Annotated in this window: 3 protein-coding genes; 2 read left to right on the top strand and 1 reads right to left on the bottom strand. The window is 41.4% G+C overall.

From position 1 onward, the window contains the following. Positions 1-1,323: DNA phosphorothioation-associated putative methyltransferase (locus AB4653_RS14045; RefSeq protein ID WP_372104482.1), on the bottom strand; the 1,323-nt coding region annotated here is incomplete at its 3' end. Between the two features lie 170 nt (positions 1,324-1,493). On the opposite strand from AB4653_RS14045, the gene AB4653_RS14040 reads away from it, so the two are divergent. Next, positions 1,494-2,387, top strand: coding sequence for a YeeE/YedE thiosulfate transporter family protein (locus AB4653_RS14040; protein ID WP_017104388.1), 894 nt, complete (start codon positions 1,494-1,496; stop codon positions 2,385-2,387). 324 nt (positions 2,388-2,711) lie between these two features. Next, on the top strand, positions 2,712-3,688 hold a 977-nt coding region (locus tag AB4653_RS14035), incomplete at its 3' end, for a sacsin N-terminal ATP-binding-like domain-containing protein (protein ID WP_372104479.1).

Below are 3,688 nucleotides of genomic sequence, written 5' to 3'. Positions count from 1 at the left end.
TGCTTGTTTAAATTCTTTGGTATCAAACATCTCTTGCAGTAAGTTAAAGGTTTTTCTGTGTGAGCCTATTAACTCAAGAATTTTGTCAGATTGTTCAAATTCATCATTGGCAGGAATACGCCCTAGTTCTAAGCAGGTGTTCCAAAAGTCATTAAACAAGTCTTGATGTTGAGTAATAAGCAGTTTGGCTTTGTCTTTGGCTTCAATAGGCTCTGGTGACGTCAGTTGCTGCCATTTGTGGCGGCGTTTGTATTTACTTTGCAGGTACTGTTGCTCTTCCAATTTGTCTTTGAAGATATAGAAAATACCAGGTGCGACGGTAATGGCTTCTTCTTGTAAGCTTCTCTCTATGTACGCTTTGATCTCTGATTGCGCGTAGTATTTTTGGAAGGTGTTACGAGAGGTGATGACCCCATCTTTATAAGGTTTGAACTGAGCAATGTAGTTTTCGTTAGCCAGCATGACAGAAACCACTAGAAACTTGTCTGCTAGCTCCCATGCGTCTAGTAGGGCTTCGAGTCTGTCATCTTGATCTTCTATTACGTTAAGAACAAACCCTATGTTTACGATATCAGAACTGGATTTGTCGTTGTCGGGTTGAAAGTTCGGATCCCAACCCAGAGCATCGAGGCCATGTGCTTCGAGCTCTCTTAAATCGTCTCCGCGGCCACAGCCATAATCGAAAATTGAGTGTTCGCCTTTTAAGTAGCCATGTTTAACGAGAGTCTTCATTGGTGCGGAGAGTTCATGACGCACGATGGCGGTTCTGTACCTATCAATCCCAGTTTCTTCTTGCGTTGTTACAGAGGAGCATCGGAATAGTCGACCATCGACAAGCTCGTAACCATTGCGTGCTATTAGGTTTTCCCAAGAACGTTTAAAACCAATCAAACGGCTGTTTTCGTACAGGCCTGCATTCTCGCCTTCTTGTGTGAGTGAAACGAAATGTTCGTAATATTCACTTGTTGGTAAAACCATGGTCTCTTTTCTATGTAAGATCGGTGGGTTTTCAGATTCGCGATAACCTGTAATTTTGTGGCTTAGTTTAGAGAGGTCGACATTGAGGCTCTGTTCTAATGCGGGATAGGAATCAGTATAAAAATTAGGGTAGTGGAGAAGAGATAAACGGAACTCTTTTTTAAACAGCTTAACGAGGTTCCAATCATCTTCATCTAAGTTAACGGCTTTTGCTACGGCAGGAATGAACTGTATCAGTGCATTAGGTAGCGCACTGAATGCATCTTTATGAAGGTAAATCGCATTGGGCAGTTGTTTGCCCATGTTAACCTCAGCCACTAATTTAGAGAATTGATTCACATCCATGTTAGTTGCTCTTTTTAATGTTTATTAGTTTAAAGTACCGAATAGATGCTGTGTGCATTTGAGACATGTCAGTTGATGAGTTGTGAGTTCATGGCGAATTCTTCCAAGAATTGAAGATTCTTAACTATAGTGTTTAGTAATGTCTTTTCAATACCCCCTAAGGCACAACTATGTTGCTTCTATCACTTTTCTTCATCACGGTCATTGGTTTTCTAGCCCAAACTACCGGGCTTTGTATGGTGCGAGGAGTGAAAGAAGCGACAAGCGGAAAACCAGTATTTTTAATCTCAATTCTTTTAAGTGGGTCGTCTGTTTGGTTAGCAATAGCTATCGCATATTTTCTGGAGCAGCCTATTCGCTTGAATAGTAACTTTCCCACGATATTGACGGCTCTTGGAGGGTTTATTTTTGGTTTAGGTGCGGCATTCAATGGCGGGTGCGGAGTATCGACCATTAGTCGTTTTGCCCGAGGTCAGGTAATGATGGTAGCAACAATTCTAGGTTGGCTGGTGTCATGGCTTTTATTCGTTGATCTCTTTACTGATAGAGCAGGGAAGGCATATTTAATCTCCCCCGTTTTGCACATAATGATACTAATTGGTTTATCAGTAATACTACTTGTTGTTGCTTCAAAAAGTGATACTAAAACTCGTAAGCTTTGGTTGTCTATGCTGGGGATCGGTGTCATGGCAGGGCTAGTATTTATTTATGAACCTCATTGGACTCCCAGTGGGTTGTTAAAATCTGTCGGGCTATCGGTATGGAATGGAAATGGAGCTGCTTGGCCAAGATCTGAAAGGTTCTACTTATTCTTTTTTCTTGTGCTTGGCATGGCCATAGCGGCTTTTGTAACGAAATCATTTAGGTTTGAATTTGTGTCATTGATTCAGCTAACTAAGTATTTCTTTTCAGGAACATTAATGGGATTGGGAGCAGTTATGGCCGGCGGCGGAAATGATTCACAGTTACTAGTCGCATTACCTGCGCTATCCGCTGCTGGTCTTGTGGCTACATTGAGTATTGTTATTGGTATTTTTATAGGATTGAAGTTGTTGGATAAATGAGGTGTTAGTAGTGTGCCATTTATCTATTTTAGTGCCGACGCTCTTCAGCTAGGTAGCCACTATTCATTGTTACCTACTCCAATCGATTCCGATACGTGCTTTCAAACAAGGTCTTGTAAGGCCTATCGTATTATTATCAAAAGCATCGCACCTAGTTTGGAATATTGGATATTCCAGCCTGACTTTGGTGGTTGCGATAGAATCACTATCTAATTGTAATGTGACGTAAATGATAAGTTAGGAAGCCATCCAAAGGTTACCCTAGCTTGTTCTCTTTGGCTTTTCTCTGTTCTTTCTAATTATACAAATAGGCGAGTTCTAACTATGGCAGGTGCTTCAATAGATGCGATTGGTGTGATCAACCAAATCAAAGATAATTTGACCGATCGCTATGATAATGGTTTTCCAGTGCTTAAGGAGATCATTCAAAATGCCGATGATGCTGGTGCAAATACCTTAACAATAGGTTGGAGCCAAGGTTTTAAAGACGCCGATAATGAACTGCTTAATGCTCCAGCGATTTTCTTTGTCAATGATGCGCCTCTAGAAGAGGAGCATCGCGATGCGATCTTGTCTATTGCACAAAGCTCAAAAGCCGCTTCAAAAACATCTGTTGGCAAGTTTGGGTTAGGTATGAAAAGCTTGTTTCACTTAGGTGAAGCTTTCTTCTTTATGTCGGAACAGTGGCTACAACAAACTTGGGCTGCTGATGTGTTTAATCCCTGGGATAAGTATCGCCCTAAATGGAACGAATTCGATCGTTCAGATAAGTTACGTATCGAAAAGCAATTAGCACCTTTGCTTGGCGAGAAAGACAAACCATGGTTTATCGTGTGGGTTCCACTGAGAACTCAAGCCCTTGTTGATGCCAAAAACAACAATATGATTATCAACAATATCAGTGATGGCCATTCCTTACCTGATTTCTTCTCTGAACAACATCTAGCTGAAAAAACATCTGAAATTTTGCCTCAACTCAAACATCTCAACGACATCGTTTTTTATAAGGAAACGTTACGTGGTGAGTTTGAAACTATTACGCACATTACTTTGGAGCCAGAGTCGAGTCGAAGCGCTTTTAATGGGGAAGAGATACTTTCTAACGGAAGTATTAATGCGATGTTCAGCGGCCAAATACGTGCCCAAGTACAAGATAATAGCCATGTTTTAGAGTATGCGGGATGTGAGCAGATCATCGCTGATTCACGATTGAAAACACTGAAAACGGCAGAAATGGGCTGGCCTAAAAGCTACCAGTTTGATAAGCACGCACAAGAGCCTGTAGAGGCACTGGATAAGGC

Origin of the sequence: Vibrio sp. 10N.222.48.A3 (assembly GCF_041475345.1) — a bacterium.
GTDB lineage: Bacteria > Pseudomonadota > Gammaproteobacteria > Enterobacterales > Vibrionaceae > Vibrio > Vibrio tasmaniensis_A.
This window is presented reverse-complemented; position numbering and strand designations above follow the sequence as displayed.

What these genes read in the sequence shown, in the direction of transcription:
- AB4653_RS14040 (WP_017104388.1), top strand. Translation starts at nt 1,494, where the DNA reads ATGTTGCTTCTATCACTTTTCTTCATCACGGTCATTGGTTTTCTAGCC.